22 protein-coding genes are annotated in these 24,827 nt (G+C 67.2%); 12 read left to right on the forward strand and 10 right to left on the reverse strand.

Annotated features, from left to right (window positions below):
• Positions 1-188: 188 nt before the first annotated feature.
• Complete coding sequence (locus NKH51_RS14285) at positions 189-338, reverse strand: hypothetical protein (RefSeq protein WP_254762347.1); 150 nt, start codon at positions 336-338, stop codon at positions 189-191.
• Positions 339-542: 204 nt separating this feature from the next.
• Here NKH51_RS14285 and NKH51_RS14290 point away from each other — a divergent pair, with 204 nt between their 5' ends.
• The 4 genes from NKH51_RS14290 to hemL all read left to right on the forward strand — a co-directional run bounded on the left by NKH51_RS14290 (position 543) and on the right by hemL (position 7,135).
• Entirely contained in the window at positions 543-2,168 is a 1,626-nt protein-coding gene (locus tag NKH51_RS14290; RefSeq protein WP_254762348.1) for a succinic semialdehyde dehydrogenase, read from the forward strand.
• A 45-nt stretch (positions 2,169-2,213) separates the two neighbouring features.
• Complete coding sequence (hemB, locus tag NKH51_RS14295) at positions 2,214-3,248, forward strand: porphobilinogen synthase (protein ID WP_254762349.1); 1,035 nt, start codon at positions 2,214-2,216, stop codon at positions 3,246-3,248.
• Positions 3,249-3,744: 496 nt separating this feature from the next.
• Positions 3,745-5,421: an ammonium transporter gene (locus NKH51_RS14300; RefSeq protein WP_254765158.1), complete on the forward strand. Its 1,677-nt coding sequence runs from the start codon at positions 3,745-3,747 to the stop codon at positions 5,419-5,421.
• Positions 5,422-5,788: 367 nt separating this feature from the next.
• Positions 5,789-7,135, forward strand: coding sequence for a glutamate-1-semialdehyde 2,1-aminomutase (hemL, locus tag NKH51_RS14305; protein ID WP_254762350.1), 1,347 nt, complete (start codon positions 5,789-5,791; stop codon positions 7,133-7,135).
• A gap of 13 nt (positions 7,136-7,148) precedes the next feature.
• On the opposite strand, the gene NKH51_RS14310 is transcribed toward hemL, so the two are convergent.
• The 3 genes from NKH51_RS14310 to NKH51_RS14320 form a co-directional block, all read right to left on the reverse strand.
• The gene (locus tag NKH51_RS14310) at positions 7,149-8,333 is read right to left on the reverse strand and encodes a sensor histidine kinase (RefSeq protein ID WP_254762351.1); all 1,185 of its coding nucleotides are present in this window, start codon (positions 8,331-8,333) and stop codon (positions 7,149-7,151) included.
• Between the two features lie 100 nt (positions 8,334-8,433).
• The gene (locus NKH51_RS14315) at positions 8,434-10,749 is read right to left on the reverse strand and encodes a nitric-oxide reductase large subunit (protein ID WP_254762352.1); all 2,316 of its coding nucleotides are present in this window, start codon (positions 10,747-10,749) and stop codon (positions 8,434-8,436) included.
• Between the two features lie 199 nt (positions 10,750-10,948).
• Positions 10,949-11,314, reverse strand: coding sequence for a group I truncated hemoglobin (locus tag NKH51_RS14320; protein ID WP_254762353.1), 366 nt, complete (start codon positions 11,312-11,314; stop codon positions 10,949-10,951).
• 145 nt (positions 11,315-11,459) lie between these two features.
• Here NKH51_RS14320 and hemC point away from each other — a divergent pair, with 145 nt between their 5' ends.
• The 3 genes from hemC to NKH51_RS14335 are packed head-to-tail and all read left to right on the forward strand — an operon-like array spanning position 11,460 to position 14,162.
• Complete coding sequence (gene hemC, locus NKH51_RS14325; protein ID WP_254762354.1) at positions 11,460-12,593, forward strand: hydroxymethylbilane synthase; 1,134 nt, start codon at positions 11,460-11,462, stop codon at positions 12,591-12,593.
• Between the two features lie 15 nt (positions 12,594-12,608).
• Positions 12,609-13,421, forward strand: coding sequence for a uroporphyrinogen-III C-methyltransferase (gene cobA / locus NKH51_RS14330; protein ID WP_254762355.1), 813 nt, complete (start codon positions 12,609-12,611; stop codon positions 13,419-13,421).
• 3 nt (positions 13,422-13,424) lie between these two features.
• Entirely contained in the window at positions 13,425-14,162 is a 738-nt protein-coding gene (locus tag NKH51_RS14335; protein ID WP_254762356.1) for a uroporphyrinogen-III synthase, read from the forward strand.
• A 16-nt stretch (positions 14,163-14,178) separates the two neighbouring features.
• On the opposite strand, the gene NKH51_RS14340 is transcribed toward NKH51_RS14335, so the two are convergent.
• The 3 genes from NKH51_RS14340 to NKH51_RS14350 are packed head-to-tail and all read right to left on the reverse strand — an operon-like array spanning position 14,179 to position 16,828.
• Positions 14,179-15,213 carry a YndJ family transporter gene (locus tag NKH51_RS14340; protein WP_254762357.1) on the reverse strand — a complete coding sequence of 345 codons (1,035 nt, stop codon included), beginning with the start codon at positions 15,211-15,213 and terminating at the stop codon, positions 14,179-14,181.
• On the reverse strand, positions 15,210-15,893 hold the full coding sequence (locus NKH51_RS14345) for a DUF4166 domain-containing protein (RefSeq protein WP_254762358.1): 684 nt from the start codon (positions 15,891-15,893) through the stop codon (positions 15,210-15,212). The genes NKH51_RS14340 and NKH51_RS14345 overlap by 4 nt, the downstream gene beginning before the upstream one ends.
• 56 nt (positions 15,894-15,949) lie before the next feature.
• Positions 15,950-16,828: a complex I NDUFA9 subunit family protein gene (locus NKH51_RS14350; protein WP_254762359.1), complete on the reverse strand. Its 879-nt coding sequence runs from the start codon at positions 16,826-16,828 to the stop codon at positions 15,950-15,952.
• A gap of 163 nt (positions 16,829-16,991) precedes the next feature.
• Between NKH51_RS14350 and recJ the strand changes: the two genes are divergently transcribed.
• Positions 16,992-18,515: a RecJ family nuclease gene (recJ, locus tag NKH51_RS14355; protein WP_254762360.1), complete on the forward strand. Its 1,524-nt coding sequence runs from the start codon at positions 16,992-16,994 to the stop codon at positions 18,513-18,515.
• Between the two features lie 386 nt (positions 18,516-18,901).
• Here recJ and NKH51_RS14360 read toward each other — a convergent pair whose 3' ends face one another.
• Positions 18,902-19,657, reverse strand: coding sequence for a CehA/McbA family metallohydrolase (locus tag NKH51_RS14360; RefSeq protein ID WP_254762361.1), 756 nt, complete (start codon positions 19,655-19,657; stop codon positions 18,902-18,904).
• A 1,046-nt stretch (positions 19,658-20,703) separates the two neighbouring features.
• On the opposite strand from NKH51_RS14360, the gene NKH51_RS14365 reads away from it, so the two are divergent.
• Positions 20,704-21,633: a DUF7551 domain-containing protein gene (locus tag NKH51_RS14365; RefSeq protein ID WP_254762362.1), complete on the forward strand. Its 930-nt coding sequence runs from the start codon at positions 20,704-20,706 to the stop codon at positions 21,631-21,633.
• Positions 21,630-22,430, forward strand: coding sequence for a DUF7260 family protein (locus NKH51_RS14370; RefSeq protein ID WP_254762363.1), 801 nt, complete (start codon positions 21,630-21,632; stop codon positions 22,428-22,430). The genes NKH51_RS14365 and NKH51_RS14370 overlap by 4 nt, the downstream gene beginning before the upstream one ends.
• 32 nt (positions 22,431-22,462) lie before the next feature.
• Here NKH51_RS14370 and NKH51_RS14375 read toward each other — a convergent pair whose 3' ends face one another.
• Entirely contained in the window at positions 22,463-22,855 is a 393-nt protein-coding gene (locus NKH51_RS14375; RefSeq protein WP_254762364.1) for a hypothetical protein, read from the reverse strand.
• Between the two features lie 194 nt (positions 22,856-23,049).
• Between NKH51_RS14375 and NKH51_RS14380 the strand changes: the two genes are divergently transcribed.
• Entirely contained in the window at positions 23,050-23,367 is a 318-nt protein-coding gene (locus NKH51_RS14380) for a DUF5783 family protein (protein ID WP_254762365.1), read from the forward strand.
• 82 nt (positions 23,368-23,449) lie between these two features.
• Positions 23,450-23,812, forward strand: coding sequence for a NifU family protein (locus NKH51_RS14385; protein WP_254762366.1), 363 nt, complete (start codon positions 23,450-23,452; stop codon positions 23,810-23,812).
• Positions 23,813-23,917: 105 nt separating this feature from the next.
• Here NKH51_RS14385 and NKH51_RS14390 read toward each other — a convergent pair whose 3' ends face one another.
• Complete coding sequence (locus tag NKH51_RS14390; protein ID WP_254762367.1) at positions 23,918-24,820, reverse strand: ketopantoate reductase family protein; 903 nt, start codon at positions 24,818-24,820, stop codon at positions 23,918-23,920.
• Positions 24,821-24,827 lie beyond the last annotated feature (7 nt).

The following is a 24,827-nucleotide window of genomic DNA, read 5'->3' on the forward strand; positions in this document are numbered from 1 at the left end:
CTCCTAAGCACACACTGATAATCACACCTCTGATCTCATTGAGGGAACGTACTTACAGTTAAATAGCAACAGACGGACACACCTCGGTCTGCGATTTCAACAGCTAATTAAGAGGCGCTGCGATCACTTCCTTGGAGTCAAACAGAGCAATCGGTGTCCTCTCATGTCGTAGTATTAACTTCTGCTGGCTAGCCGAGCGGCCGAAACGACGTTCCGCCGCAGGGACAGCCGTCGGCACTTCCAATCGGCCGAATCTCGTCCGACGAGAACCAGACCGCCAGCGCTCTGCCGCAGTCCGTACACCGCGCCGCGCCCTTCCGCCGTGACTGTGCTGCCATGAAATTCCGTTTCCCGCCAGGACTCATAAGCCGGTCGTGAGTGAGCACGGAGTAGACTGGCGTGTACTCCAGCCGTAACAACGGGGTCCTGCTTCCAACCGGGCAGCGAACGGTCGCGAGAACCTGTTTGCAGACGAGAACGAAAGAAGGGGCCCTCCGCGATGCAAAAGCGTATGGGTGCGAGTACGAACGATGTGAGTAGCCATGGTACTCGAGACCGAATCACGCACAGACGTCCTCGCGGCGACGAGCGTCTCCGCGGATCGGCTCGCGACGCTGGCCGATCGGGTCGACGCCGACGGCACCGACACGATCGACGTACGAGCGCCGGCGACGGACGCCGAGATCGGAGAGATTCCCGACTGCGCCGGGTCCGACGTCGAACGGGCTGTCGACCGCGCTCGAGCAGCCCAGTCGACGTGGACCGAGACGTCGATCGACGAGCGACGCGAGATCCTCGATCGGTTCGGCGATCTCGTGCTGCAACATCGGGCGGAACTGCTCGACATTCTCCAACTCGAGACGGGGAAATCCCGTCGCCACGCCGTCGAGGAGGTCCTCGACGTCGCGATGACCTGCTCGTACTACGCCGACCGCGGCGACGCGGCGCTCGGGGAGGATCGACGGCGGGGCGTCTTCCCGCACGCGACGACGGCCCGCGTGACCTACGAGCCCGTCGGCGTCGTCGTCGCGATCTCACCGTGGAACTACCCGCTCACGCTCTCGCTGACCGACGTGCTCCCCGCGCTGATCGCGGGTAATACGGTCGTCCTCAAACCCGACGAGAAGACGCCGTACACCGCGCTCGCGCTGGCGGACCTGCTCGAGCGCGCGGGGCTTCCCGAGGGCTGTTTCGAGATCGTCACCGGCCGCGGCGCGACCGTCGGGCCGGCGCTAATCGACCGCGTCGACTACGTCTCCTTTACCGGCAGTACCGAGACGGGCCAGCTCGTCGCCGAACAGGCGGGCCGGAACCTGATCGGCTGCTCGCTCGAACTCGGCGGCAAGAACCCGCTGATCGTCCTCGATGACGCCGATATCGAGGAGGCCGCTCGCGGCGCGGTCCAGGCCTGTTTCGCGAACGCCGGTCAGTTGTGTCTCGCCGCCGAGCGGATCTACGTCGCCGACGCGATCGCCGACGAGTTCGTCGAGGCGTTCGTCGCGGCGACGGAGGAGCTCACGCTCGGGACCGGCTTCGACTTCGCGGACGACGTGGGCTCGCTGATCGACGGCGACCAACTCGAGCGCGTCGAGCGCCACGTCGAGGACGCTCGCGAGCGGGGCGCGACGGTGCTGACCGGCGGCGAGCGCCGGCCCGACGCGGGGCCGTTTTGCTACGAGCCGACGATCCTGACGGACCTCGAGCCCGAGGCGACGGCCGCCTGCGAAGAGACCTTTGGCCCGGTCGTCGCGGTCGAGTCGGTCCCGACCGTCGCGACGGCGATTCGGAAGGCCAACGACTCCGAGTACGGCCTGAACGCGAGCGTCTGGACCGGAAACCCAAAACGCGGCGTCGCCGTCGCCCGCGAGATCGACTGCGGCACCGTCTGCGTCAACGACGCCTACATCTCCGGCTGGGCGGCCGTCGACGCGCCGATGGGCGGCTTCGGCGACTCCGGGCTCGGCCGCCGCCACGGCCCCGAGGGGATCGAGCGCTACCTCGAGCCCAGAACGATCGCGACCTCCCGGATCGGCCCGCTAGACGCCCCACCGAGCGTGCCGACCGCGTGGTACGCCCGCGGCATGTTCGCGCTGACGCGGCTGCAACACCGGTTGCCGACCGTCTCGAGCGTCAAGCGCCGGCTCCGGGAGGCTGCGTCCGGCGACTGAATCCGCGAACGAGGCGCTTTTGCGGCTCCCCTCGAATACCCGCGTATGGATCTCACACATCGCCCTCGGCGGCTCCGTCAGGACCGGGTCCGCGGGCTCGTCAGCGAAACGAGCCTCGAGCCCGCCGATCTCATCGCTCCGGTGTTCGTCGACGCGACGGCCGACGAGCGGGTCCCGATCGAGTCGATGCCCGGCCACGAGCGGGTCCCGATCGACGACTCGGTTGCCCGCGTGGAGGAAGTCCTCGAGACCGGCGTCGAAGCGGTCATGCTCTTTGGTATCCCGGAATCGAAAGACTCCGAGGGGAGCCGCGCCTGGGCCGAAGACGGCGTCATCCAGGAGGCGCTGCGCCGGATCACGAGCGAGACCGATGCCTACGTCATCACCGACGTCTGTCTCTGTGAGTACACCGACCACGGTCACTGCGGGCCCCTCGAGGAGGAATTGCGAGCCGAGGAGGAGGTCGTCGAATCGGACGGACCGACCTGCGAGCCGACGCTGACCGTCGACAACGACGCGACGCTCGAGGCCTTGGAGAAGATCAGCACTTCGCACGCTCGCGCAGGCGCGGACATGATCGCTCCCAGCGGGATGATGGACGGGATGGTCGGCGCTATCCGCGACGCCCTGGACCGCGACGGGTTCGAGCACGTCCCGATCATGAGCTACGCGGTCAAGTACGAGAGCGCCTTCTACGGCCCGTTCCGGGACGCCGCCGACGGCGCACCGGCCTTCGGCAATCGGCGACACTATCAGATGGACCCCGCGAACGCCCGGGAAGCGCTCCGGGAGGCCCGCCTCGACGCCGAGCAGGGCGCGGACGTGATGATGGTCAAACCCGCGCTGCCGTATCTCGACATCGTCAGCGCCGTCCGCCGGGAGTTCGACCGTCCCGTCGCCGCCTACAACGTCTCCGGCGAGTACGCCATGCTGCAGGCCGCCGCCGAAAAGGGGTGGCTCGAACTGGATGACGTGGCACTCGAGTCGCTGCTCTCGATCAAACGTGCAGGTGCGGACCTGATTCTGACGTACTTCGCGGAGGATGTCGCGGAGCACCTCGCTGCGGACCGACGCCGGTAGACGGCAACCATTCGTTCTCGCGGTCACTGCGGACTTGAGTCCTCTTCGCGCTCTCGTCGCAGTCGGCGCTGGCAGCGCGATGTAATTCGGAACCCATTCGGACGAACGTCCATCCATCTGCGCTCAAAGCCAAACGAGTGGCAACATCTGCCGCGCGCGAGCCGCATCTGCCACTCGGAGGCGCTATTTCGCCCTTCTACGAACCGATCCGTCTCTCGCCCGGGTTTTCCCAGCTTTACAAAGAGAGAATATATAACCAGAGCTCGAAAAATCCGTAAGATCGAATTGCCTTATACACATTAAACCTCCTCTAGATTTGTTCGCTTGTCCCTATTACCCAGACTATTTTAGCCAATTGTCAACGCTAACCCTTATATGAAGCTAGTCCATCGGGTTCAGACGTGATTCAGAATACAACCATGAGGTCGAGCGGTTCAGGCGTGGACAAACGTCTACAACACAGTAGCGATACAGACCACACGGGGGTGTGGGACTGATGGAGCCGATGCCCTTGCAGGTCGACCCACAGGTTATCGTCGACGGCGTGAACCTCATGTGGGTGCTCGTCGTCAGCTTCCTGATCTTCTTCATGCACGCCGGCTTCGCCATGCTCGAGGCGGGTCAGGTGCGCTCGAAGAACGTCGCGAACCAGCTGACGAAGAACCTGCTGACCTGGTCGGTCGGTGTGACAGTGTTCTTCCTCATCGGCGTCGGCGTCGATGGGCTCGTCGCTGGTAGCGGGTTCGTACCCGGATTCGATGTCGCAGCCGTCAACGACTGGGTCGGCTGGTTGTTCGGCGCCGTCTTCGCGATGACGGCCGCGACGATCGTCTCCGGAGCAGTCGCCGGTCGCGCGAAGCTTCGCGCGTACGTCACGTACACCTTCCTGCTGGCCGCGGTGATCTACCCCGTCGTCACCGGTCTCACGTGGTCGGGCGAACTGCTCTCGTACAACGGCGTGCTGTTCGACGACTTCGCCGGCGGGATGATCGTCCACGGGATGGGCGGCATCGCCGGACTCACCGCCGCTTGGATGCTCGGACCGCGCCTCGACCGCTACAACGAGGACGGCTCCGCGAACGTTATCCCCGGCCACTCGCTGACCTTCGCCGTGCTCGGGACGCTGATCCTGGCCTTCGGCTGGTACGGCTTCAACGTCGGGACCGCTGCGACGGTGTTCACCGTCACCGACGGCGAACTGGCGCTCGGTGCCTTCGCGACCGTCGGCCGCGTCGCCATGACGACGACGATCGCGATGGCCTGCGGCGCGATGGGTGCCGGGCTCGTCGCCTGGCTCAAAACCGGAAAAGTCGACACCCTCTACGTCGCGAACGGCCTGCTGGCCGGTCTCGTCGGGATCACCGCGATCCCCCACGCGTCGACCTGGTGGGGCGCGTTCCTCGTCGGCGGCCTCGCCGGCGCCCAGCTCCCCATCGTCTTCGACATCGTCGAGAACTACCTGAAGATCGACGACGTCTGTGCAGTCTTCCCGGTTCACGGTTCGGCCGGCGTCCTCGGGACGCTGATGCTCCCGATCGTGGCCGCACCCGAATACATGAGCGGCATCAGCGGTAGCCGCGTGGACATGTTCATCGCACAGTTCCTCGGCGTCGTCGTCATCGCCGCCTGGACGGTCGTCATGACCGCGCTCGTCTGGGGCGTACTCAAATTGATCGGACAGGCCCGTGTCACGCCTGAACACGAGCGCGACGGCCTCGACGTCTCCGAACACGGCGTCGATACCTACCCCGAGTTCGGCCAGCCCGATGTCGCCACCGACGGTGGCTCCGACGAAATCATCCGCACCGACGGCGGCGAGCCAAACGACGGCGAGATCAAGATGGTCACCGCGATCGTCCGCCCCGACCGCCTCGGCCAGATCAAGCAGTCGCTGGCCGAAGCCGGCGCGCCGTCGCTGACCGTCACCAACGTCTCCGGTCGCGGCTCACAGCCCGCGAAGAAGGGCCAGTGGCGCGGCGAGGAGTACACGGTCGACCTCCACCAGAAGGTCAAGATCGAGTGCGTCGTCGCCGACATCCCCGCACAGGAGGTCGTCGACGCCATCCGCACTGCCGCCGAAACCGGCGAACCCGGCGACGGCAAGATCTTCGTCCTTCCCGTCGAGGACGCGACACAGGTTCGAACCGGCAAGACCGGCCCTGACGCCGTCTAAGCTCGGCACACGGGGTCGATAGATCGCGGCCGCCCGCCGACGGCCCGCGACGTGATGCTCACGCGACCCACGTCCCACAGTGTGTTACTGTACTCGGCGAGACGCCGCCCGCGTTCGAACGCGGGTCCCGAACCGGAGCCGACGGACGGTGTGCTCCGCCGGAGTTTCGATTGTCATCGACACTGCCGCGGCCCTGGTCGGCCGCTTCTCGCTGTTTTCACTCTCCCGAGCGGCAGCGCTCGAGCGAGGGAACCCTCCCGAAGCGAGCCGATACCGTCGGACTCGAGGCGGACACGTTCGGTCGCCGGCCGGCGGTTCGCGGACGGACCTCGGTACTACTTTGCCGTCCGAATCCGAAAGGCCGCGCATGACCGAGGACAACTCACGCGAACTCTACGATCGGGCGCTGTCGGTACTGCCCGGCGGCGTCAACTCCGCGGTCCGCGCGGCGATCGAGCCGTATCCGTTCTTCGTCCGCAAGGGCGAGGGCGGCCACGTTATCGATGCCGACGGCAACCGGTACATCGACTGGGTCATGGGTCTGGGACCGCTGCTGTTGGGCCACGACCTTCCCGAACCCGTCCGAGCGGCCATCCAGCGGACGGCCAGCGAAGGGCCGATGTACGGCACGCCGACGGAAGTCGAGGTCGATCTCGCGGAGTTCGTCGTTCGCCACGTCCCGAGCGTCGAGAAGATCCGCTTCGTCAACTCGGGGACCGAGGCGACGGTGTCGGCGGTCCGGCTCGCGCGAGGCTACACCGGCCGGAACAAGATCGTCGTCATGCAAGGCGGCTACCACGGCGCACAGGAGTCGACGCTGGTCGAGGGTGACGCCGAGAACCCGACGCCGTCCTCCGCGGGCATCCCGCAGTCCTTCGCCGAACACACGCTTCCGGTGCCGTTCAACGACGAGGACGCGATGCGAGAGGTCTTCGAGGAACACGGCGACGACATCGCGGCCGTTCTCACCGAGCCCATCCTGGGCAACTACGGCATCGTCTATCCCGAAGACGGCTACCACGAGTTCCTCCGCGAGATCACCGACGAGCACGGCTCGCTGCTGATCTTCGACGAGGTCATCACCGGCTTCCGGGTCGGCGGCCTCGGCTGCGCACAAAGCGAGTTCGGCGTCACGCCCGATCTGACGACGTTCGGCAAGATCATCGGCGGCGGCTTCCCCGTCGGCGCGATCGGCGGCCGCGCGGAGATCGTCGAGGGCTTTACCCCCTCCGGCGACGTCTTTCAGGCCGGCACCTTCTCCGGCCACCCCGTCACGATGGCCGCCGGCCTCGAGACCCTGCAGTTCGCCGCGGAAAACGACGTCTACGACCACGTCAACGGGCTGGGCGACCGGCTCCGGAGCGGGCTGACCGACATCATCGCCGATCAGGCCCCCAGCTACACCGTCACCGGCACCGACAGCATGTTCAAGGTGATCTTTACCAGAGGAGGTCCGGGACCGGACTCGCTCGAGGAGCAGTGCGAGGCCGGCTGCCGGCAGGACCCGACCTGCCCGCGCTACGACTACTGTCCGAAAAACGCCGCGGACGTGAAAAACGCCGAGACGGAGCGCTGGCGGCGCATCTTCTGGGGGCAGATGAAAGAACAAGATATCTTCCTCTCGCAGAACCAGTTCGAGTGCCAGTTCGTCAGCTACGGCCACACCGACGACGACGTCGAGGAGACGCTCGAGGCGTACAAGGAAGCGCTGTAGGGGATCGAGCGCGCTACGTTACAACGAGCGCCGTCGTCGACGACTCCTCGATCGGGTCGGCGGTCCGACCGCTCGAGGCCGTCGGGAGTTCGACCGCGAAGCGACTGCCGTCGGGGCCGGTCTCGACGAGGTCGACGGTCCCGCCGTAGCGGGCCACGAGTTGAGAGACCAGATACAGTCCCAAGCCGTGCGTTTGCCCGCGGCTTTCGACGCGGTCGAAGAGGACATCGAGCTTCGAGTTCGGAATACCGGGGCCGTTGTCCGCGATTTCGATTCGAACGGTTTCGGGGCCGGGATCGAGCGTGACCTCGATGCGGGGCGTCGCGGCGTCGTTGTGTTCGACCGCGTTCGAGAGGAGGTTCCCGAAAACGCGAGCCAGCAGGTCGTCCGCGCGGACGAAGACATCATCGGGGATCGACGCCGCTACCTCGAGGGAGGGTCGCCGGTTAGATAGTTTGTCGAGTTCGTCGGACAGCACGCGGGACGCGTTGACGGCCTCGGGCTGATAGCTTCCCTCGGTCGTCCGTAATAGCACGCGAACGTCGTCGATCACCGTCGACATCTCCTCGGATTCGTCGATGACGATCTCGAGGCGGTGGCGATTTCGATCGCACAAGCCCGACTCCGTCTCCAGAACCGTCGATGCGTAGCCGTTGATGATCGTCGCGGCGTTTAACACCTCGTGGCGGAGGATGCCGTTGAGGTAGTCGAGGTAATCCCGTTGCTGCTCGACGTGTTCCGTCCGGAGGACGGCCCGTTCGGCGGTCAAGGCGCGCTCGATGGCGCGGGCTTCGATACAGCCGATGAGCAGCCCGGTCCCGGCACCGAACGCGACGGCCCATCGAAGCCACGAGAGGATCGCGACCCACGATTCGATCGGGTCGACGGCGATGAGAGCGGCGTTGACGAACAGGAAGGCGCCGAGACCGCTCAGACACCACCACCCGATGCGCGGGTATCGCGCCGGCGAAAGGGCGGACGAACGGAGCCAGTAGCCGGCGTACGAGATCCCAACGAGAAACGGAATTGTCGTGATCACTCCGACCAGAAACGTCCCGTCAGTGACAAGTGGCGAGCCGACCGCAACGCCGAACGCGACTTCCGCGAGCAACACGAGCGCTAGTCCCGCTCCGAAGCCGGTCAAATACGTAGGGAGCCGGTCTTCGGGAATGAGGCCGGCATTCTCGAGCCGTTGCATGGCCCGCTAATACCCGCCGGCTCGGTTAGTAGTTCCGGCCAACACCCTCGAACTGGGCCGTTCGCCGGTCTACACGGTCGAAAGAAAATCAGTGTGCGTCTCAGTCGTCGTCGCTGACCGGGTCGACGGAGCCGCGGTCGGGGATGAGCCGGTCGGCGATAACGTGATCGCTCGTTTCCCCAGCAGTCGCCTTCCGCTGGAAGAGCAGCTTCGCGGCCACGTCCCACGCGAAGCACACCGCTCCGGCGATCAGCAGGGTGTCGCCGGGCATGCGCAGCCAGAACAGGGTCTGGACGAGTCCCCCGTTGTAGAACTCGAGGGCCCGGGAGGCCGCATAGCCCTGCGTGAAGCCGACCTCGAGCTGGAGGAAACCGATCGGGAGCAGGGAAAGGAAGATCATCAGAGCGAGCCCGGTGTTACAGCACCAGAACGACCAGCGCAGGCGTCGGTCGGTCCAGCGGCTCTCGCGGGTGGTCAACCGGAGGATGTAGACGGCCATCCCCATCGCGAGCAGGCCGAACGCGCCGAACATCGCGCCGTGGGCGTGGGCCACCGTGAGGTAGGTGCCGGTCTCGTAGTAGCTGATGAGCGGGAGATTGATGAAAAAGCCGATCACGCCGGCTCCGAAGAAGTTCCAGACCGAGGAGGCGACGATGAAGTAGAAGGCCATCCGGTAGGGGAAATCGTTCCCGGCGGTGTCCATCGCGCGGTACTGGCCCAGCGCCTCGTAGAGGATGAACAGCAGGGGAATGAACTCGAGCGTCGAGAAGACGCTGCCGATGGGGAGCCAGACCTCGGGGAGGCCGGCCCACCAGTAGTGGTGGGAGACGCCGATGATGCCGCTGCCCATGACGAGGGCGGACTGGAAGATGACGGCCTTCTCGGCGGCCTTTTTCGAGAGGAGGTTCATCGAGACCAGCGTCAGGGCGATGACGACGAGGATGAAGAACTCGAAGACGCCCTCGACCCACATGTGGACGACCCACCAGCGCCAGAACTCCGTGACCACGATGTTCGTCTTGGGCGTGTAGAGGAAGCCGGCCATGAACAACAAGCCGATCGAGCCGCCCGCGTAGACGATCATGTGGGCTAGCCCGTAGCGGGGCTCGCGGTCCAAGAGTGGCTTGAAGCCCCGCGCCACGAGGACGGTCCAGCCGAGGAAGCCGACCAGCAGGCCGACCTGCCAGACGCGGCCGATTTCGAGATACTCCAGTCCCTCGTTGCCGAGCAGCCACCACAGTTGGTCGCCGAAGACGTTGTTCGTCCCCAGCCAGATGCCGACGAGGCCGCCGACGGCGACGACCAGCAGCGCGCCGATCAGGCCCTTGACGTACAGCGCCTGTTTGGGCGGCTCGCGGCCGGTCAGCAGCGGCGCGAGGAACAGGCCCGCGCCGAGCCACATCGTGGCGATCCAGAGGATGCCCAGATCGACGTGCCAGGTCCGCGCGATCGACCAGGGCAGCCACTGGAGGATGTCGAAGCCGATCGTCTCGCTGAGGCCGAAGAAGCCGTCGCGCTCGACGTAGTAGTGGGCGAGCAAGCCGCCGAGGAACGTCTGCGCGACGAACAACAGCGCGCCGATGAGGACGAACCTGGTGCTCAGAAGTTGGCTCGGCGTCAGTTCGATCTCCGACGGGTGGGGGATCGAGACGCTGCCGGACTCGGGTTCGGGGATCTCGACGGACTGGTAGAGCCAGATTGCGATCCCCGCGCCGCCGACGAGCAACACCATGGCGATGACGCTCCAGGTCATGATCGCGCCGCCGGCGGCGTTGCCCGCAGCGGGCGAGTACGGCCAGTCGTTGGTAAAGGAGACCGTCGAGCCGGGGCGGTCGGTGTGGGAGATCCAGGCGGTCCACAGCGCGAAGTCGGCGAACTGCTCGGCCTCCTCGGCGCTCGGCACCTGTCCCTCGGGAATGCCGTGTTCGCGGTCCCCCTCGTGGTAGCGCTCGACGTAGTCCGCGCGGACCTGCTCGTGGGCGTAGACCTCGGCCGCGGAGTACCGAACCTGTGAGCCGTACTCGCTCGATTGGAGTTCCTGCCGGACCCGCTCGTCGATGCCCGCCTGCACCGTGGCGTTCAACGCCGTGTAGTTCTCGCCGTGGCGCTCCTGGGCGTAGTACTCGCGCATGTACTCCGTCTTCAACTCGAGCGTGTGAGCGGTGTAGTCGGTGTCGTAGTAACTGCCGCGGCCCAGAATCGAGCCCTGATTCATCAGGCCGTTCTCCTGAAACACTCGCTTGCCGTCTCGGACGTCCTCGTTCGTCACGACCGTCTCGCCGTCGGGTCCGACGATAGTGTCGGGAATATCGGGCGAGTTGGCGTAGGAGAGCCACGCGCCGCCGCCCATGACGACGAGGTTTACGACGAAGATCGTCGCGAGGAACGTCGCCAGCTGTTTTCGTTTCACTTGCATGACGGCTACGACTAACGGGAAGACGACCGTCAAACGACCCCCCTTTTCCTACCGGCTGGAAGAAGGGGCGAACGTGTTCGCGGCAGCCGTTAGGGGAGCCGACGGGGTAGTTCGTGTTCGACTCGAGGCGCGTAGCCCAGCGGCTCGACGCCACCTCGTTTTCCCGGATCAATGATCGGCCGAAAGAGGCCGGCAGCTCTCAATCGGCCGCCGTAACGATATCGTCTCGCAGCCCTGCGACCGCCTCGAGGACGGCCTGCCGATCGTCGTCGTCGACATCGAACGACGCCAGCGCCTCGTCCAAGTGGGTCGCAATCGCCTCGAAATCGGCCGGGCCGATCTCGAGGTCTGCGTGAGCCGCCGCCATCTCCCGGCCGGAGTAGTCGACCGGACCACCGGTGACCGAACTGATGAACTTGGTCTGATGGGCCCGCTGTTCCTGCATGTCGATGTCGTCGAAGTAGTGTGCGACCTGCTCGTCCGCCACGACGCGATCGTAGAACTCGTCGACCACAGCGGCGATCGCGTCTTCGCCACCGAGTCGTTCGTAGAGTGTTTCACTCATCGTGAGCGTGTACTAAACTTACATACATAAATTCCGGGGCGAACCTGTTCGGTGAGGTCCGCTCGGTCGCGGTCTCGTCGCGCGATCGGTTTCCGGTCGGCGGGCAAGCGTGCGCTTTTCATACCCCAGGCTCCGACTGACGCCCATGAGAACGCGCGGGACGCTGCGACTGGCGACGAGGGGCTCCGCACTCGCTCGGCGGCAAGCCTCACTGGTAAAGGGGGCCTTAGAGGACCGCCGGTACGAGGTCGAACTCGTCACCGTCGAGACGACGGGCGACCAGATCAGAGACGAGTTGATCCACCGGCTCGGAAAGACGGGGGCGTTCGTCCGCGAACTGGACGAGCGCGTCCTCGAGGGGGACCTCGACGGCGCGATTCACTCGATGAAGGACATGCCGACCGAACAGCCCGACGAACTCGTGACCGCCGCGGTCCCCGAGCGAGGTCGGCCGGGTGACGTACTCGTCACGCCCGACGGGAAGACCCTCGAGGAGCTGCCGGCCGGCGCGACCGTCGGCACCTCGAGCCTGCGCCGGCGCGCTCAGTTGCTGTCGGAGCGCGACGATCTCACGGTCGAGCCGCTGCGGGGGAACGTCGACACGCGCCTCGAGAAGTTGCTCGCGCCCGCGCTGCAAGAAGAGCATCAGGAGCGCTCGGAAGCGGACAAGGAGCGGAAGGGGAACACCGGCAACGAGGACTTCGAGCCCGAGTACGACCGCAACGTCGACGACTGGTTCGACGACCTCCCGGAACTGCAAAAGCAGGCGCTGGGCCGCGAGGTCGAGACCGAGTACGACGCGATCGTTCTCGCGCGGGCGGGCCTCGAGCGCAGCGGGCTCGAACACCACGTCGACTACCAGCAGCTTCCGACGAGCGACTTCGTCCCCGCGCCCGGCCAGGGCGCGCTCGCAGTGACCGCCCGGGACGGCGAGACGGCCCGCTCGATCCAGAGCGCGATCGACCATCCCCGAAGCCGTGTCGAGACGACCGTCGAGCGGACGATCCTCGCCGAACTGGGCGGCGGCTGTATCGCCCCGATCGGCATCTACGCGGTCGTGCAGGGTGAGTACGTCCACGCGACCGTCAACGTCTTCGATCGCGACGGCGACGAGTCGGTGACCGCCAGCCGCGACCTCCCGGTCGAGCACCACGCCGAGGCCGCCAGCGAGTTCGCACGGGACCTCGCCGACCGCGGCGCGGCCGAGTTGATCGAAGAGGCACGCAAAGACACGGACGACGAGGGCGTCTCCGAGGAAGATAAGCCCGAGGGGAAGTAGCTAGCGAGTATCGATATGTCAGGACCCGAGATCGAGGCCGAACCCGGCACCGTCTACCTCGTCGGCAGCGGCCCCGGCGACCCCGACCTGTTGACCGTCAAGGCGGCGCGACTGCTCGAGGCCGCCGACGTCGTCCTCCACGACAAGCTCCCCGGCCCAAAGATCATCGACCGGCTGCCGGAAGCTCGGCGCGAAGACGTCGGCAAGCGCGCCGGCGGCGAGCGCACGCCCCAGTCCGAGATCAACGAGCGGCTGGTCGAACTCGCCCGCGAAGGAAAGTCGGTCGTCCGACTCAAGGGCGGCGACTCCTTCGTCTTCGGCCGCGGCGGCGAGGAAGCGGAGTATCTGGCGGCCCACGACGTTCCGTTCGAGGTCGTCCCCGCGGTCACCTCCGCCATCGCCGCGCCCGCGGTCGCCGGCATCCCCGTCACCCACCGCGATCACGCCTCGTCGGTAAGTTTCGTCACGGGCCACGAAGACCCCACCAAACCGGAGTCGACGGTCGACTGGGAAGCCCTGGCGGCGACCGGCGGCACGATCGTCGTCCTGATGGGCGTCGGCCGCCTGCCGGATTACACCGACGCGCTTCTCGACGCCGACATGGCACCGGAAACCCCGGTCGCGCTCGTCGAACGCGGGACCTGGCCCGGCCAGCGGGTCGCGACGGGCACCCTCGAGACGATCGTCGACGTCCGTGACGCGGAGGATATCTCGCCGCCCGCGGTGACGGTGATCGGCGACGTGGCGGGCACGCGCGAGTCGGTCGTCGACTTTCTACAGAACGAGTACGGCGCGGCCGCAGACGCCGAGCCGGGGGCCGAGGAGTAACCGATGAGCGGAACGCCCACAGTCGCCGTCTTCCGGCCCGACGACGACCGCCTCGAGCGCGCCGTCGAACTGCTCGCGGAGCTGGGCGCCGAACCGGCCCCCGACCCGATGCTCGCCGTCGAACCGACCGACGCGACCCCCCGGACCGACGCCGACTACGTCCTCTTTACGAGCAAGACCGGTGCCGAACTCGTCTCCGAGGCGGGCTGGGAACCCGGCGACGAGACGGTCTGTGCAATCGGCCCCGCGACGGCCGACGCGCTCCGCGCGGAGGGGTACGCGGTCGACCTCGTCCCCGAGGAGTTCACCTCGAGCGGGCTCGTTGCCGCACTCGAGAGCCGAGTCGACGGCGCGCGCGTCGAGGTCGCCCGCAGCGACCACGGGAGCGCGGTGTTACTCGAGGGACTCGAGGATGCGGGCGCGTACGTCCACGAGACGATCCTCTACCGGCTGGTTCGACCCGAAGGGAGCGGCGAGTCGGCCGAGTTGGCCGCCGACGGCGACCTCGACGCGGTCTGTTTCACCTCGTCGCTGACCGTCGAGCACTTCCTCGCGGCCGCCGCCGAGCGCGGAGTTCAGGAGGCGGCGCTCGAGGGACTCGAAGCGGCGACCGTCGGCGTCATCGGCGAGCCGACGGCCGAGACCGCCGCCGGGCGCGGCCTCGAGGTCGACGTGGTACCCGACGAGGCGACCTTCGAGGCGCTCGCTCGAGAGACGGTCGCGGCGATCGACGACGAGTGAGGCGACGGTCGAACCGCTATTTCTCGAGCGACCGAAGCGCGAGTAGCGCCGGCAGCGCGAACCCGAAGGCGTTGACGCTCCCGTGCCAGCGGATCATCTCCGGAATCGATACCAGCGACGCAGTGTCGGGAAGCGCCGAGTACGCGAACGCGAGCGCCAGCGCCATCGTCCAGCACAGCGAGATCGCGGCGAGCGCGAACAGCGCCCCCGGAAGCCGCGGGACTGCCGGGACGACCGTGCGGAAGAGGAGCACCGCGAACCCGACCACGGCGGCCGAGAACGTGACGGCCGCGATCACCTCGAGTAGCGGCGAGAAGGTGATACCGACCGCGATCAGGAGGATACCGACCGCGATGACGGCCGTCACTGCGGCTGCCGCCCGTCCCGCGGCGGTGGGCGGAAACCCGCCTTCGCCGGTCGCCACGAGACGGCCGGTGAGGCCGACGACCAGCGGCAGGGCGAACCCGGCGTAGTGGAAGTGGACCCCCGTCAGGAGGACGATGATCGGTGCGAATCGCAGACTGATCCCGGCCGCGTGCAGACAGAGGAAGACGGCGGCCACCGGCACGTAGAGAAGCGCGGCGTCGATCGCGAGTTCCGGCAGTGGACCGGGGCCTCGAGCTAGTAATCGTCGGACTCCGGCCAGTGCGATCGCCCCGGTGACGGCGAGCCACGGGGCGACGAGCGCCACTGCAAGTAGCGTGCCCTGCGGTGCGGCGAGTCCGGCGACGACGGCCAGCGCGGCCGGGAACTGGCCGGCGGCGGCGACTCGATAGGGGGTCGCCGTTCGATCGGGGAGCGAACCCGCGGTGGCGCTCGTCGACTCGAGCAATCCGAGGCCCAGCGGCACGACGATCAGCGTCGCGAGGGCGACGTATAGTTCGACAGCCGAGAGCGGGACCGGCCCGCCGACGGTTCCGATGGCCAGCGCCAGCCAGACCCCACTGCCGAATAGCGTACTCAGATCGGTTACGCGCCGGCCGGCGACGGTCGGGAACGGAGCCGAAGCGGAGCGACGCGTCCGAGCGGTCGGCGACTCGGGGTCGGTCACGCGTTCTCACCCGGCAGGTCGACGCCGTCGAGACCGGATCGAGTCCGAGCCGCCACGTCGCGGTCGATGGCCCGGAAGTCACTCTCGAACCCGCCCGTATAGCCGAACACGGTCCCGACGAGCGGGTTGGTGAGCTCCGCCGCCACGCGAAACCGGTCGCGTTCGTCGTCGTACCAGTCGCGGAGCCGGCCGTCGACCGACAGCGGGCCGTGGAGAGCGACGTAGCGTCCACCCGCGCGGAGCCACTGCGTCCCGATCGAGAGCGCCAGCGCCCCGTCGTCGGCGCGAAGGTGGAGGTCTGCAGCAACGTGGCCCCGGCGGCCGAAGAGGTCGGTGATGCAGCCTCGAGCGGGGTTCCACCGCAGCGTGTCCACGAACTCCCGCGGCGGGTCGGTCTCGAATGTTCGGTGAAGGGCGAGCGCCTCGTTCCCGGCGTCGTCGACGAACGCCGCCGTGACGATGGAGAACGGCACGTCGGTGCCGCCCTCCGGAAAGAGGAAGTCGTCGAGGGTCCCGAGCCAGCGGATCGGCGTCGCGAGCGAATTTCGGTCCAGTTCGTCCATCCGGCCGACGCCGATCGCCTCGCGGTCCTCGCCGGCCTCGAGGCCGTAGCGCTCTCGCACGCGGGGATGGAGGGTTTCCCAGCCCTCGCCGACCGCGCGCTCGAAGAGCCCGGTCACGGTCGACCCTCCGCGACCGGAGCGGATCGACCGACGGTAGCCGAAGTCGAGTTCATCTACCCCTCACCTCGAGTCTCGTCGACGTACGCCGACAGCGTCCGAAGCGAGTCCGGATCGACGCCGAAGGCCGCGAGGGCGTCGTCGGTCGTCGTATTGTCCAACCCCATCGCGCGGTACTGATCGCGACCGAACGGGGGCCAGGGGAGCGGCTCGACGGCTCGCGCCGCGAGTCCGGCGAGGGCCATCGGGATCGGCACGACGACGCCGCCGCCGCGGATCGTCGTCACCGTCTCCGCGAGGGTGAGCCGCTCCGGGCCACCGATCTCGTAACACCGGCCCGCGTGGCGGTCGTCCGCGAGTCCGTCGGCGATCAGCGGAGTGAGATCCTCCACCCAAATCGGCTGGAGTCGCATCCGGCCGCCGCCGGGCAGTGGCGTCACGAGCGGCGGGACCAGCCGCTCGACGAACGGCACGAACGCACAGCCGTCGCCGAAGACGACAGACGGGCGGTAGATCACGTGCTCGAGGCTCGCGTCACGGACGACGCGTTCGGCCCGCCGCTTGGCACGGAAGTAGGCCGTCTTCACGCCGTCGTCGACGCCCAGCCCGCTCAGTTGGACGAACCGCTCGACGCCAGCGGCTTCGCTCGCAGTGACGAGGTGGCGCGTGCCGTCGTAGTGGACCGCCTCGTGGCACCGGCCGCGGGGCTGGACGTGGGAGGGGAGCGCCACGAGATTGACGACTGCGTCGTGACCGGCCACGGCGGTCCCGAGATCCGGCTCGGTCACGTCGAGCGCCGCTGTCTCGACGCTGTCGGGCAGTCCAGTCGCGTCGGGCGTCCGCGAAGCCGCCGTCACGTCGTGTCCGCGGTCGACCAAGACGCGACAGAGGGACCGGCCGACGAATCCCGTACCGCCCGCGACCAGGACGTTCATACGGTTTCGTTCGGTCGATGGCTCCTAAAGTTACCGCTGTACTGACGTATCACAATCCAATTTAGAACGCTCGAGCGGCGGTAACGGAACACGTCGGACCGACGACGGAACGCGCATCCTGAAGTTTATCCGGAATGGCGACCCATCATCGACCGATGCACCGATGACAGGGCCGGTCCCCGAACTCGAGGATCGCGCGAGCGCCTGCGCCGAGCGGTTGTGTGCGGCCGACCGCGTGCTGCTCGCTTCTCACATCGACGCCGACGGACTCACCAGCGCCGCGATCGCCGCGCAGGCGCTCGAGCGGGCGGAGATTCCGTTCGAGACGGTCTTCGAGAAACAGCTCGACGAGGCCGCGATCGCGGACATCGCGGCGACGGAGTACGACACCGTCCTGTTTACCGACTTCGGGAGTGGCCAGCTCGATATAATCGGCGAGCACGAGGACGCGGGCGACTTCACCCCCGTTATCGCGGACCACCACCAGCCCGCCGACCGGGAGACGGAATACCACCTCAATCCGCTGCTGTTCGGGATCAACGGCGCGTCGGAGCTGTCGGGAGCGGGCGCGAGCTACGTGCTCGCGCGGGCGCTCGCGGACGTCGCCAGCAGTTCCCGAGGCGCTGCCACCGACGGTGGGGCCGTTACCGACCCCGCCAGGGCGACCGGCCGGGCCGACAACCGCGACCTCGCCGCGCTCGCGGTCGTCGGGGCCGTCGGTGACATGCAGGCCTCCGGCGGCGAACTCCACGGCGCGAACGCGAAGATCGTCGCCGAGGGCGTCGAGGCCGGCGTCCTCGAGACGGGGAAAGACCTCGCACTCTACGGCAAACAGACCCGGCCGCTGCCCAAGCTGCTCGAGTACGCCACCGACGTCCACATTCCCGGTATCTCGAACGATGCGAACGGCGCGTTGCGCTTTCTCGACGGGCTCGACCTCGAGTTGAAACGCGACGGCGAGTGGCGGCGCTGGTCGGGGTTGACGAACGAGGAAAAGCAGACCGTCGCCAGCGCGCTGGTCCGGAAGGCGGTCTCGAGCGGCGTTCCGGCGTCGAAGATCGATGGCCTCGTCAGCACGGCCTACGTTCTGAGCGAGGAGCCCGTCGGCACCGAACTCCGGGACGCCAGCGAGTTCTCGACGCTGCTCAACGCGACCGCGCGCTACGAGCGCGCCGACGTGGGCCTCGGGGTTTGTCTTGGGGACCGGGAGGGAGCGCTCGAGCGCGCGCGTCAACTCCTGCGCGAGCACCGGCGGAACCTCTCGAACGGAATCGAGCTCGTCACCCGCGAGGGGGCGACCCAGGAAGAGCACATCCAGTGGTTCCACGCGGGCGACGAGATCCGGGAGACCATCGTCGGCATCGTCGCCGGGATGGCGATGGGGAATCAGGGAATCAGCCGCTCGAAGCCGATCATCGCGTTCGCCGAAAAGAGCGCGGAGCGTGGCTCCGCGAACCGGAACGGCGAAGCCGTGGAGGGCAACGAGGAGGTGAAAGTCTCCGCCAGAGGGACCCACTCGCTCGTTCGCAAGGGACTCGACCTCTCGGCCGTGATGGGAGAGGCTTCCCGCGCCGTCGACGGCGACGGCGGCGGTCACGACGTCGCAGCCGGCGCGACGGTCCCGAAAGGAAACGAGGAGGCATTTCTCGAACGGGCCGACGAAATCGTCGGCGAACAGCTCTCCTAGAGCGGTATCTTCGTTCAGACCGCCGGACCGATCCGCGGTGACGCGCGCTGAGTCGCGGTGAACGAACGCGAGGCGCAAACGGACTGAGCGCCTCGGAAAACGGACGGCGAGCGACGGTGAACCGTGAGTCAGTGAACCGCAGCTCATCCTTGCGCGAGGTCTTCGCGAGCCTGCGAGCGAACGGCTCGGAAGACGCGGCGCGTCTTCCGGTGGCTGAGCGAGGACGGGAGTCCGAGCGAATCGGGTGGAGAGGATGTGGAACGTCCCGGTTGCCACGATAGCAGGGCTCGAGCGTCCGGTCACGGACGAATCCACTGCAGACGGAACCCTCGAGCTACGAGACCACCCGAGTCGGACGACCGAAGCGACTCGAGATCGTGTCTGAATCAGGTCGATCTGTCCATGGAGGCCGGCACCGTCGGCACCAGCGGCGCGCGCGAGGTGAACATGTACGCCGTCTTGCGCACCGCCCCCTTCCCGTACTGGACGGCGCTCTTGCGGATCGGCGTTCGCTTGCCGTGGATCTGGGTCCGACCCTCGAGGATGGCGTCGACGAGGTCGTCGCCGTCGATGTCGGCCTTGGTCGGGGTGGCCGTATCGGGCGTGACCAGCACCTCGGTGTAGGCTTTGCCGACGTTCGGCAGGTAGTGAGCGTCGCTGGCCCCGATCTGGGGGTAGTCGCGTCGCTTCGCGAAGGTCCGAGCGCGGCGATTCCGGTAGCCGGTAAACAGCATCGAGTTGTAGGTCTCGATCGCGTCGGCGTCGTCGATCCGGCGTTTGCGGACGCCGTGACGACTGCGCTGGAACGGGTGGGGGACGATCGCCACGCCGCCCAGCTCGCGGACGGTCTCGACGGTCTCCATGAACGGCCGGCCCGGATCGGGGCGTCGTTCGACGCCGATCGCCAACAGGTGGCCATGTTTGGTCGAGACCTCGACGCCGGGGATGCCGATCAGGCCGTACTCAGGGGCGAGGTCGGCGGCCCGGCGGGACTCGTCGATCTCGTCGTGGTCCGTGATCACCACCCCGTCGAGCCCGATGTCGGCGGCGTGCTCGAGGATGAGTTCGATCGGTTCGTGCCCGTCGTAGGACTCGTCGGAGTGGACGTGGAAGTCGATCGCGAACGGAATCTGCGTGGTCATAGGGGGTACCGAATATCAGGTGTAGCGGAGACGCTACCTCCAATAGCTTGTTGGCGCGCATAAACGCTGTGCTGCCGGCCGGCTTCCCCCACGGAGCAGATTCAATATACTGTTATGAAGTTTATCGGATCGGGATCGACTGTGGCAAACGGAAACCGGTCGCGGCGCGAGACACGGCTACTCGGCCTACGTTGGACGAAAACAGCGAGAAGGACGAACTAGAGAACACGACCCGGCGTACCGCGACCAGTCACGGGTCTGTGAGACAGTGGCCGACCAGTTGGACATGCGGGCGCGACGGACCGACGGATCTGGAGGTAGCCGTGTTCCCGACTCGCCTCACCGTCGCTGCGCACGGGCCGCCACTCGACGGTCCGACGACGGCCCGGTACGGCCGACAGTGGACCGACGACCCTCGCCGTCGTGTCGATAGCAGCTGCACCCACCGTTCGCGACCGGTCTCCGAAGGCCTACATCCGTGACAGCGATCAACCTCGAGACGACCGTCGACGCATCGCCCCGACGGGGCGACGGTTCGCACGTCCTCGAGCGAGCATCACCTCACCTCGCGGTGAGAGTAGCGGCGGCGCGGTAACAACGGGTTACGCTCTCGCGTGAGCCGTCGATCGACGGCCCCCAGGATGGTCACGGTACTGTCACTCCACGGGGTATACCGGAGCGCTTTGCCGTTCGAACTAACCGGTCACTGGCCGCGGCCGGTCCGGCCAGCCTCCGCTTGAGGAGGTGGCGATACCGATCCGGTGGGTCCCGGACGAGGCCCGATGGTCGTCGTAGCCGCCGATGACGTCTTGTGAATTCCATATCGATATACAAAAGCGGGGCGAGAGCGACTGACGAACGACGGTACCGATACTCCGTAGTGGCGGCCATCGACGATACCGCGCGTGACTCCCCGCATCCGGTCGGACCGCTCCGCCCCTCCACGGCTCGGGCGACACGGCGACTCGGATTATTAGGTTGGCCTAAAGTCCGGAGGACTTATGACGTTTTAGGTATGCCTAAAGAACGAACGAGACGAGGGACCCATGGTCGGAACGACACTCCGAGAGATTCGCGATCACATCGAGCGTCTGGCCAGCGACGACGGCGCGTTCTCCGTCGTCGGGGCGCGCTCGGGCGAACGACCCGTCCCGGTCGCCGGCCACCGGTTCGCGACCCGGACGGCCGCAGTCGAAGCCGCTCGAGCGACAGAACAGTACCGCGCCGCGCTCAGACGCTACGATCCGCAAGTGCCGTTTTACGATCCGATCGTCTGCGAGGAGCGATCGACGGGCGGCGGCGGCGGTGACACAGTCGACGCCGAATCGTCCGGTTCGGATCGATCGAATATGACCCGCGACCCGTCCGAACGGGTCAACCACGAGGAGCGAGCGAGAACCGAGAACCCGCTGATCGAGTTCTGCCACGATGTCTCGGGGGCCGTCTTCGAAGCGCTCTCGACCCGCGATCACGGGGCCGCCGAGCGGGCGATCATGGACGCGTATCTGGCCGCGGCCGAAGCGCCGACCGACCGGAACACGCTCTGTCTGGTCATGCTCGAGACGATGGCGACGGAACTCGAGCGACAGCTCGACGCGGCCGAGCGGGCGCGGGTGCTGACGGCGGCAGCGGCGGCCCTGCCGCCGGTCGACCCCGCGTCGGATCCGGTCGAAGCGAGCCTCGAACACCTGAATTCGCTCTCGCTGGTGCGCGAGTACGGCGTGAGCCGTGAGTCCGACGAGGAGTCCGGCGAGGCGTGGGCGGTCTCCTTGCGAGGCTACGCCATCGAGTGCGGCGAGCGGCGGTTCCCGACGCTGCCGATCGGAATCGACATCCTGCGGCGGACGGCGGCGCCGACGGAGGCGTTCGGCGTCTCCGACGTGACCGCCCTCGGCGACGGCGACTGGCGGTTCGTTCTGACCAGCGGCGGGGACAGAGACGGCGGCCTCGTCTGCACGCGAGGTGAGCACGCGTGAGCGACGCCACGGCCGTCCACCGGGCGCGGAGATGCGTCGCGGCGGAACGCGAGGCGGTCGCGGATCGGAAAGCGGCGCTCGAGGCGTTCGAAGAGCGCGTTCGGGACGTGCCAGCGACGACGCCCGCGCTCGCGGCAGGCCAGCAACAGGGGGCGGCGACGACGATGGCGACGGTGGCCGGGCCGTCGGGGTCGGCACCGACGCCGGGTGAGCGCTGCGTCACCGTCCGCGAGGCGTTCGCCGAGACGATCCGTCCCCACAGCACCGCCGACATCGCGGCCGAGGAGTCCCTCGCGGAAACGATCGCAGCGGAGTTGACCGAGGACATCGCCGTCGCGCTCGCGGCCGAAACCGGCTGGACGCCGGCGCTCAAGCGCGCCGTCCTCGAGGAGATCGCAGACAGAAAGCGGGAGGCAACGGCGTTTCGGGAGACACTGGACGACGAACGGCGGTCGCTCGAGGCGGCGAGCGACGAGATCGACGAGATCGTCGCGTGGCTGCAGGCGACGGCCGACGAGTCGCTCCTGCAGTGTGATTTCGACGCGTTGCGGGCGAAACACGACCGCCTCGAGCGCTACCGCGACCGGCTCGAGACGCTCACGAGCGAGCGGCAAGCGCGGCTTACCGACTCGACGAACCGGTACGGAACCGGGGGCACGAGCCGCCGGTCGGTGGTAGTATCGTTTTACTCCGAGCTCCCCGTTCGCTATCCGCTACTGTCGACCGCGACGCGGCTGTACGGGATCTGCGAGGACTGCCAGCGAACGATTCGGGCACACCTCGCGCGTCGCGTCTGAAGCGGCCAAGCCACCGGCCGCGGGGGGCTGGCCTACTGTTGGGAGCGCGACAATCCCTCCGGAACGAGGTCACAGAGCGATACGCTATCGAGCACGTCGCCGACCTCGGGCGGGCCGTCGGTCGCCGAGACGGTATCGTGGATCCGTCGCATACACTCGAGGGCACCGTCGATGGCCGCTCGGCGCGTCGAGACGCGGCCGATCGACTGAGAGATGGCTCGATCGGTCATGAAGTACCGGTACCGAAGTTCCCAGCACCGACAGAGGCCGAGTCCGGGATGCGACCGATCGGCGATGGTACTGTCCGCGATCAGTTCGATCGGCGGCCGGCTGTGACGGTAGACGAATCGATCGCCACAGCACTCTGCGAGCCCCCACCGCGGCGGCAGCGCTTCTCGCGGGATGGGGTCTTGATCAACGGCCATACAGAGCGCTCTCGCCGAGGGGAAGGGTGTTCGTTCCGCCTGCAAGCGCGGGCATCTGTATAGGGACCCCCTACAACATCAGCGAGTTGGTGATTTCGAGGCTGCGGTACCGATCGACGAACGAACGGGGGCGACGCGCCGACGACCGGGGCCGATCGTCCGACTTTTGTCCTCGCTCCCGCGTATTCTAGAGTATGGCTGACTTCGACCCCGAGCAGTTCGAGGACAAGTACGCCAACTACTTCCCCGAGCTCCAGCAGGCGTACAAGAACGCGTTCAACCGGATGAACGACCGCTACGACTCCCAGCTCGTCCACGCGATCGACCAGCAGGTGTTGAACGAAAGCGAGCCCTTCTACGAGGGTGACGGCGAGTTCCGCATCGAGCTTCCCGACGATCCCTACGGACGGATTTCCGGGGTCGTGGTCGACGAGGCGAAGTTCGAGGACGTACTCGAGACCCACGTCGAGGAGATCGAGACCGAACTGCAGCGCATCTTCGGCTTCGCCTGAGGACGGCCGCGACCGTCGCCGACGCCGGCAGGCGAACATGAAGGACGGAAGGTTTAGGGGGGCTGATACCCAAGGCATTTCTATGAGTACTGAGACCCAGAACGACGGGGACGACCTCGAGGAGCGCGTCACGAACTTCCTGCGTCGCAACTTCCCGCAGATCCAGATGCACGGCGGCAGCGCCGCGATTCAGGACCTCGACCGCGAGACCGGCGAGGTCACCATCGCGCTCGGCGGCGCCTGCAGCGGCTGTGGCATCTCGCCGATGACGATCCAGGCGATCAAGAGCCGGATGGTCAAGGAGATTCCCGAGATCGAGCAGGTCAACGCCCACACCGGCATGGACGGCGGCGACGACATGGGCGGCGGCATGAGTCCCTCCTTCCCCGGCGAGACCGTCGACGACGACGGCGAAGCCGACGAAGGGCCGGAAGCACCGTTCTAACGCGTCGGTCGTCCCGTTCGGTTTCGGCTATACGTTTCGTATTTCGCTCGGCGAGCCACAGCTCTGCTGGTCGTCGCGTCGTGACAATCGAGTGGCGCGGTCGGCTTACCGCAAGCCCCGACCGCGCTCCCAGGTCCTGAGCAGCGTCGTCAGCACTCGATTCGTCGGAACCTCGAACCCGGCCTCGGCCGCGCGGTCGACGACGTAGCCGTTGATCGCGTCGATTTCGGTGCGCCGGCCGGCCAGTACGTCCTGGCGCATCGAGGACGTGTTCGCCGCGGTCGCCTCGGCGATGCCCTCGAGCGCGGCTAGCGCCTCGCGATCCGAAAGCGACACGTCACGGGCGCGGGCGACGCGAGCGGTTTCGCGGGTCGCCGCCCGCGCGAGGTCGCTCGCCGGGTCGGCGAGGATCGCCCCGTTGTCAGTGTCGGAAAGCGCCGTCACGGGGTTGATGCCGGCGTTGACCGCGAGCTTCTCCCACAGCCGACGGGGCATGTCCTCGACGACGGTCGTCTCGAGCCCGGCGGCGAAGGCCGCGCCGACCCGATCCGCAAGCGACGAGGAACCGCCGTCTCGAGCGCCGAGGACGACCTCGCCGCGGCCCGTACACTCGACGACTCCCGGCTCCCGCAGGATCGCACCGTAGGTCGCCGTTCCGGCCAGGATCGGCGTCTCGAGGCGCGATGCGAGCGTCGCTTCGTTTCCCATCCCGTTCTGTAGCGAGAGAACGGCGTCGAACGAGCCCGTCGCGAGCGCGGTCGCGGCCGCGGCCGTGTCGAACGACTTGACCGTCACGACGGCGAGGTCGGCCTCGAGTCCCGTGCCGTCGGTCACCGCGGCCGGAGAGACGGTCGTCGGGCCGTCAACGACGCCCTCGAGACGCAGTCCCGACTCACGGACGGCACGGGCGTGGTCCTCGCGCGCGACGAGGGTCACGTCGTGGTCGCGCGCGAGCAGGCCGCCGACGAGGCTCCCGAGGCTGCCCGCACCGAAGACGACGATGTGCATGGCTCGA

Origin of the sequence: Natrinema marinum (genome assembly GCF_024296685.1) — an archaeon.
GTDB lineage: Archaea > Halobacteriota > Halobacteria > Halobacteriales > Natrialbaceae > Natrinema > Natrinema marinum.

Excerpts from the sequence above, each read along its gene's own strand:
- NKH51_RS14285 (WP_254762347.1), bottom strand. The coding sequence starts at position 338 with ATGGCAGCACAGTCACGGCGGAAGGGCGCGGCGCGGTGTACGGACTGC.
- NKH51_RS14290 (WP_254762348.1), top strand. The coding sequence starts at position 543 with ATGGTACTCGAGACCGAATCACGCACAGACGTCCTCGCGGCGACGAGC.
- hemB (WP_254762349.1), top strand. The coding sequence starts at position 2,214 with ATGGATCTCACACATCGCCCTCGGCGGCTCCGTCAGGACCGGGTCCGC.
- NKH51_RS14300 (WP_254765158.1), top strand. The coding sequence starts at position 3,745 with ATGGAGCCGATGCCCTTGCAGGTCGACCCACAGGTTATCGTCGACGGC.
- hemL (WP_254762350.1), top strand. The coding sequence starts at position 5,789 with ATGACCGAGGACAACTCACGCGAACTCTACGATCGGGCGCTGTCGGTA.
- NKH51_RS14310 (WP_254762351.1), bottom strand. The coding sequence starts at position 8,333 with ATGCAACGGCTCGAGAATGCCGGCCTCATTCCCGAAGACCGGCTCCCT.
- NKH51_RS14315 (WP_254762352.1), bottom strand. The coding sequence starts at position 10,749 with ATGCAAGTGAAACGAAAACAGCTGGCGACGTTCCTCGCGACGATCTTC.
- NKH51_RS14320 (WP_254762353.1), bottom strand. The coding sequence starts at position 11,314 with ATGAGTGAAACACTCTACGAACGACTCGGTGGCGAAGACGCGATCGCC.
- hemC (WP_254762354.1), top strand. The coding sequence starts at position 11,460 with ATGAGAACGCGCGGGACGCTGCGACTGGCGACGAGGGGCTCCGCACTC.
- cobA (WP_254762355.1), top strand. The coding sequence starts at position 12,609 with ATGTCAGGACCCGAGATCGAGGCCGAACCCGGCACCGTCTACCTCGTC.
- NKH51_RS14335 (WP_254762356.1), top strand. The coding sequence starts at position 13,425 with ATGAGCGGAACGCCCACAGTCGCCGTCTTCCGGCCCGACGACGACCGC.
- NKH51_RS14350 (WP_254762359.1), bottom strand. The coding sequence starts at position 16,828 with ATGAACGTCCTGGTCGCGGGCGGTACGGGATTCGTCGGCCGGTCCCTC.
- recJ (WP_254762360.1), top strand. The coding sequence starts at position 16,992 with ATGACAGGGCCGGTCCCCGAACTCGAGGATCGCGCGAGCGCCTGCGCC.
- NKH51_RS14360 (WP_254762361.1), bottom strand. The coding sequence starts at position 19,657 with ATGACCACGCAGATTCCGTTCGCGATCGACTTCCACGTCCACTCCGAC.
- NKH51_RS14365 (WP_254762362.1), top strand. The coding sequence starts at position 20,704 with ATGGTCGGAACGACACTCCGAGAGATTCGCGATCACATCGAGCGTCTG.
- NKH51_RS14375 (WP_254762364.1), bottom strand. The coding sequence starts at position 22,855 with ATGGCCGTTGATCAAGACCCCATCCCGCGAGAAGCGCTGCCGCCGCGG.
- NKH51_RS14380 (WP_254762365.1), top strand. The coding sequence starts at position 23,050 with ATGGCTGACTTCGACCCCGAGCAGTTCGAGGACAAGTACGCCAACTAC.
- NKH51_RS14385 (WP_254762366.1), top strand. The coding sequence starts at position 23,450 with ATGAGTACTGAGACCCAGAACGACGGGGACGACCTCGAGGAGCGCGTC.
- NKH51_RS14390 (WP_254762367.1), bottom strand. The coding sequence starts at position 24,820 with ATGCACATCGTCGTCTTCGGTGCGGGCAGCCTCGGGAGCCTCGTCGGC.